Here is a 5,856-nt window from a genome sequence, read left to right on the forward strand (position 1 = left end):
CGTGATCGGCGCCGGCCTCGCCGGCCTGGCCTGTGCCCGCGCCCTGGCCGCGCGCGGCGCCCGGTCCCGCCTGTTCGACAAGGGCCGCGCCGCCGGCGGCCGCCTGGCGACCCGCCGGGCGGAGGCGGCCGGGCAGGCGCTGCAATTCGATCATGGCGCGCAGTACCTGACCGCGCGGAGCGCCGCCTTCGCCGCCCTGCTGGCGGAAGCCGGGGCGCAGCCCTGGGGCGAGCCGGGCCGCTTCGTCGGCGCGCCCGGCATGTCGGCGCTGCCGCGCGCCCTGGCCCGCGGCCTCGACCTGGCGGCCGGCCGGCATGTCACCGCCCTGGCCGGCCGGCCCGGCGCCTGGATGGTGCGGCACCTGGATGCCGCGCTCGTCCGCCCCGGCATGCCCTTGCCCCCCGACCCGCCGGCCGAGGAAGGCCCCTTCGAGGCGGTCGCCATCGCCCTGCCGCCCGACCAGGCGGCGCCGCTGGTCGCGCCGCAGGCGCCGGCCTGGCCCGGCCTGCTGGCGGGCGTGCGGCTCGCGCCCTGCTGGACGGTGATGGCCGCCTTCGCCGCCCGCCTGCCGCTGCCGGATTCGCTGCGGCCAGCGCTCGGAAGCCCGGACGGCGGCGCGATCGGCTGGGCGGCGCGCGACAATTCCAAGCCCGGCCGCCCCGCCGCCGAATGCTGGGTGGTGCAGGGCAGCCCGGCCTGGTCCCGCGCGCATCTGGAGCAGACGCCGGCCGAGGTCATGCCCGCCCTGCTGGCGGCGCTCGGCGCGCTGGCCGGCACGGACCTGCCCGCCCCCATCCATGCCGCGGCGCATCGCTGGCGCTATTCGCTGGTGGAGGCGCCGCTCGGCCGGCCCTGCCTGCACGATCCCGGCCTGCGCCTCGGCCTGGCCGGCGACTGGTGCCTGGCCGGGCGGGCGGAGGCGGCCTTCGAGAGCGGCCTCGCCCTCGCCGACGCCCTGCTGCCGTGACGCCGGTCCCGGCGCTGCCGGAACTGCGGGCGGAGGCCTTCCGGCTGCTCTCCCGCGGGGTCGCCGACCGCCGCAGCGCCTTCCACACCCCCACTCTGGCGACCATCGGGCCGGATGGCGCGCCGCAGCTTCGCACCCTGGTCCTGCGCGGCTTCGACCCGGCGGCGCGGGCACTGCGCCTGCACACCGACCGGCGCAGCGCCAAATGGAGCTCGCTGGCGGGCGATGCGCGCGCCGCGCTGCATGTCTACGATCCCGGGGCGCAGATCCAGCTGCGGCTGTCCGGCACCGCCTCGCGGCATGCCGAGGACGAGGTGGCCGATGCCGCCTGGTTCGCCAGCCAGCCGGGCAGCCGGCTCTGCTACTCCGTCTCGCCCGGGCCGGGCACGCCGGTGCCGGCGCCGCCCGCCGCGCCGCGGGCGGATGCCGGGGGGCGGGCGCATTTCGGCGTCCTCCGCCTTGTCTTCGACCGGCTGGAATTCCTGCATCTGCACCATGCCGGGCATCGCCGCGCCCGCTTCGCCTGGGGCACGGACTGGGTGGAGGAGACATGGCTGGTGCCCTGAGGTCCGGCGCCGGCAGGCGCGGCGGACATCGGGGGCGCGGGTCCGCGACGGGCCGCCTGCCGCCAGGTCGAAGCGGTCCGGTGCCGGGGGGCCGCAGTCCCCGCCTGGGCACGCCGGCATTGCGCGCAGGGTTCGCATGGCGGCGGCGCGCCGGGCAGGCTGGCCATGCCGGCCAGCCCCCGTGCCGGCCGGTATGACACCCTGACCGCCGCGGCCTATGCTGCCACCGCCATGACCACACCGGAGGAGGGCGCCATCGCCGCCGAGATCCTGCGCCAGACCGCGGCGCGCGGCCCCGACAAATCCATCTGCCCGAGCGAGGTGGCGCGTGCCCTGGCGGGCGGCGATGACGGCCCCTGGCGGCCGCTGATGGGCCCGGTGCGGCAGGCGGCCATCGCCCTCGCGCGGCAGGGCCGGGTGGAGATCCTGCGCAAGGGCAAGCCGGTGCCGGTCGAGGAGGTCCGCGGCGTCATCCGCCTGCGGACGCCGCGGCCGGCATGAGCGCGCCGATCGCCGCGCTCTTCGCCTCCGGCACCGGCGGCCTGCCACCGGCCGAGCCGGTGGATTTCGCCACGCTGCGCCTGCCGGCCTCGCCCAATACCTGCCTCGCGGCGCCGCCCGGCGGGCATCCGCAGGCGCATGTCACGGTGCCGCCCTTCGAGGTGGCGCCGGACGCCGCCTGGGCGGCGCTGCTGGCGACCTGCGACGCGCAGCCCCGCGCCTTCCGCTACGGCCAATGGCCGGAGCGGCGGCAGGCGCAATGGGTGGCACGCTCGCCGCTGATGAACTGGCCCGACATCGTCGCCGCCGAGATCGTGCCGGCGCCGGGCGGCTGCGGGCTGTTCCTCTTCTCGCGCAGCCTGTTCGGCTATTCCGACCTGGGGGCGAACCGCAAGCGGGTGGAGGCCTGGCTGGCGGCGCTGGGCGCGGCGCTGCGGCGGTAGCCTCGGCAGGGGCGCTGGCAGGGGCGCCGGCGGCTCCCCTCCTGCACGCACCCCGCCGGGGACCAAACCGCCCCTGGCGGTCGCATGGGCTTGTTGCCGCGGCGAGCATCCCGCCCAGGCGGTGATCCGCGGGATCCAGGGGCCCTCCGACCCTTGGCGGAGGGAGCTCTTGGGGGCGACGCCTTGCGTCCGGCGCGCCTCCCTCCCGGCCACCGGGCCGGGCTGCCGAGCAGCGCCGGACGTCAGGAGTTGCCATGCGGCGAATCGGTTCCTTCCTCTCCGATGCCTGGCGGATCGCCGGCCCCTACTGGCACAGCGAGGAACGCTGGCGCGCCCGGCTGCTGCTCGGCGTCGTCGTGCTGCTGAACCTCTCGCTGGTCGGGATGAGCGTCCTGCTTTCCTACTGGAACCGGGAGTTCTTCAACGCCCTGCAGGAGAAGGACGCGGCGTCCTTCTGGTCGCTGCTGTTCTGGGGCAAGGTCACCGACAGCGGGCCGATGCCCGGCTTCGTCTTCGTCGCCGCGCTGTTCATCCTGATCGCCGTCTATCAGCTCTATCTGCGGCAGGCGCTGCAGATCCGCTGGCGGACCTGGCTGACGAAGCAGGTGCTCGACCGCTGGCTGGCCGACCGCGCCTATTACCGCATCGCGCTGACGGATCCGGGCACCGACAACCCGGACCAGCGGGTGCAGGACGACATCCGCCTCTTCGTCGAGAAGACGCTGGACCTGGGCTTCGGCCTGCTGCGATCGGTCGTGACCCTGGTCAGCTTCGTTTTCGTGCTCTGGGGCCTGTCCGGGACCGCGACCATCCTCGGCATCGAGATCCCCGGCTACATGGTCTGGGTCGCGCTTCTCTATGCCGTCATCGGCACGGCGTTGTCGCATTGGATCGGACGGCGGCTGATCCCGCTGAACTTCAACCAGCAACGGGTGGAGGCGGATTTCCGCTACGCCCTCATGCGGCTGCGCGACAATGCCGAAGGCGTCGCGCTCTATGGCGGCGAGGCGGATGAGAAGCGCGGCCTGACCGCCCGCTTCCAGGCGCTGATCGAGAATTGGTGGCGGATCATGGTCGCCACCAAGCGGCTGACCTTCTTCCAGTACGGCTACACCCAGGTGGCGCTGGTCTTTCCCTTCGTCGTCGCATCGCCCGCCTATTTCGCCGGCAAGATCCCGCTGGGCGGCCTGACCCAGACGGCGGATGCCTTCGGGCAGGTGCAGGGCTCGCTGTCCTGGTTCGTGGACAGCTACCGGGAGCTGACGGAATGGCGCGCGACGGTGGTGCGCATCACCGGCTTCCTCGACGCCATCGGGGCGGCGCGCGGCGCCACCCAGGCCGGCACCGGCGTGCGGGCCGAAGCGGAGGCGCGGCCGGACCTGGCGCTGGACGGCGTGACGCTGGCCCTGCCGGATGGCCGCGTGCTGATCGAGGGCGCCTCGGCCCGCGTGGCGCCCGGCGAGACGGTGCTGGTCACCGGCCCCTCCGGGTCCGGCAAGTCCACCTTGTTCCGCGCCATCGCCGGCATCTGGCCCTTCGGCGGCGGGCGGGTGGAGGTGCCGAAGGATGCCAGCGTGCTGTTCCTGCCGCAGCGGCCCTACCTGCCGCTGGGCTCGCTGCAGCGCGCCGTCTGCTACCCCCGCAGCGTGACCGACTTCTCCGAGGCGGAGGTGCGGGCGGCGCTGTCGGATGCCGGGCTCGGCCATCTGGCGCCGCGGCTGGAGGAGGAGGATGCCTGGGACCGCCGGCTGTCGGGCGGGGAGCAGCAGCGCCTGGCCCTGGCCCGCGCCCTGCTGCTGCGGCCGCAATGGCTGTTCCTGGACGAGGCGACGGCGAGCCTGGACCCGGAGGCCGAGGCGCGTTTCTACCAGCTGCTGCGGGAAAGGCTGCCGGGCACCACGCTGGTCTCCATCGCCCATCGGCCGGCGGTGGCGCAGTACCATGCCCGGACCTTGCGGGTGCGCGACGGCAGGCTGGAGGCGGCGCCGGCCTGACGGAACCGGCCGGGCCGGGCATCGTTCCCCGGCCGGCAGCGCGGATCGCCGCAGGGCAGCATGCCCGGCGGCCGGAGAGCCGGTCGCCCCGGCCCCCTTCGACGCGCAAGGGGAACCGGGGGCCGGGGCCAGGGGGAAAGGCGGGATGTTCGGCAGGCTCTGGGACCTGGTGCGCGGCAGCGTCGAAGGCTTCATCGCCGACGATGCGATGAGCCGCGGCGCCGCCATCGCCTACTACTCCTTCTTCTCGGTCGCGCCGCTGCTGGTCATCGCCACCGCCATCGCCGGGCTGTTCTTCGGCACCCAGGCAGCCGAGGGCTTGGTCGCCGCGCAGCTGGAGCAGGCGATGGGCCCGGCGGCGGCGCAGGTGGTGGAGGGGCTGATCCGCGGCGCCGCCAACCAGCAGGCCGGGCAGATCGCCGCGGGGGTCGGCATCCTCATCCTGCTGTTCACCGCCAGCAGCGTCTTCACCGAGGTGCAGGCGGCGCTGAACGTCATCTGGCGCGCCCCGCCACCGGCGCGCGACACCATCCTGCACCTGGTGCGCAACAAGCTGCTGAGCATCGCGCTGGTGCTGGGCATGGGGGTGCTGCTGCTCGCCTCGCTCGTCGCCTCCGCGGTGCTGGCGGCGCTGACCGAGGCGGCGGCGAGGCTGCTGCCGGAGAGCGGCCGGCTGCTGGCCTGGGGCAATTTCGGCCTGAGCTTCGTGCTGACCGCGACGGTCTTCGCCGGCGTCTACAAGGTGCTGCCCAACCGGCATATCGGCTGGCGCGACGTCTCGGTCGGCGCGCTGGTCACCGCCTTCCTGTTCACCCTGGGGAAGGGGCTGATCGGCTGGTACATCGGCAGCTTCGGCATCGGCAGCACCTATGGCGCCGCCGGCGCGCTGATGGTGGTGCTGGTCTGGATCTACTATTCCGCGCAGATCTTCCTGCTGGGGGCGGAGTTCACCAAGGTCTGGGCCGGGATGCAGGGCAATGCGGAGGCGCAGGAGGCGCTGGCGGCCGACCCGGTGAACCCCTGCCGCCCCCGCCGGGTGCGGCGGGAGGGAGAGCGCAAGAGCGTCGCGCCGGCGGTGGGCGCCGCCGCCGCGGCGACGGCCGTGGCGGTGACGCTGCTGAAGCGCCGGCGATAGGGCGGAGGGCCCGGGGGCCGGGACCGCGCCTTCCCCCGACCCCGGCACCCGATGATCCGCGGCCGCGCGGCGCCCCGACCTGGACGCGGGCGGCGGGCGTCCGGGCCGCCACGATCCGTCGCCCGCGGCCGCTGCCCGTCCCTCACCCGCGGCGTTCACCCCGCGGCGGCGACCCCGCCGCGCGCGGCCGCGGCGCCGCCGGCGCCTGCGGCAGGCTGGCCCGCGCCGCCGCCACCACCTCGGCCGTCAG

General features: G+C 75.3%; 6 protein-coding genes. All 6 read left to right on the plus strand.

What is annotated here, in order from left to right:
• Positions 1 to 967, plus strand: a 967-nt coding sequence (locus tag E2C05_RS34380; RefSeq protein ID WP_133222898.1) for an NAD(P)/FAD-dependent oxidoreductase, incomplete at its 5' end; no start/stop codon positions are given.
• Complete coding sequence (locus E2C05_RS27815; protein ID WP_200306345.1) at positions 964 to 1,533, plus strand: pyridoxamine 5'-phosphate oxidase family protein; 570 nt, start codon at positions 964 to 966, stop codon at positions 1,531 to 1,533. The genes E2C05_RS34380 and E2C05_RS27815, both read left to right, overlap by 4 nt.
• Positions 1,534 to 1,764: 231 nt before the next feature.
• Entirely contained in the window at positions 1,765 to 2,034 is a 270-nt protein-coding gene (locus E2C05_RS27820; protein WP_133222902.1) for a DUF3253 domain-containing protein, read from the plus strand.
• Positions 2,031 to 2,477, plus strand: coding sequence for a DUF1499 domain-containing protein (locus E2C05_RS27825; protein ID WP_133222900.1), 447 nt, complete (start codon positions 2,031 to 2,033; stop codon positions 2,475 to 2,477). The genes E2C05_RS27820 and E2C05_RS27825 overlap by 4 nt, the downstream gene beginning before the upstream one ends.
• A 254-nt stretch (positions 2,478 to 2,731) precedes the next feature.
• Positions 2,732 to 4,471 (plus strand): ABC transporter ATP-binding protein/permease, encoded by a 1,740-nt coding sequence (locus E2C05_RS27830; RefSeq protein ID WP_133222901.1) that lies wholly within the window; start codon positions 2,732 to 2,734, stop codon positions 4,469 to 4,471.
• Between the two features lie 145 nt (positions 4,472 to 4,616).
• Positions 4,617 to 5,606: a YihY/virulence factor BrkB family protein gene (locus E2C05_RS27835; RefSeq protein WP_200306343.1), complete on the plus strand. Its 990-nt coding sequence runs from the start codon at positions 4,617 to 4,619 to the stop codon at positions 5,604 to 5,606.
• The last annotated feature ends 250 nt before the right edge of the window (positions 5,607 to 5,856 follow it).

Source organism: Paracraurococcus ruber (assembly GCF_004353985.1).
GTDB lineage: Bacteria > Pseudomonadota > Alphaproteobacteria > Acetobacterales > Acetobacteraceae > Paracraurococcus > Paracraurococcus ruber.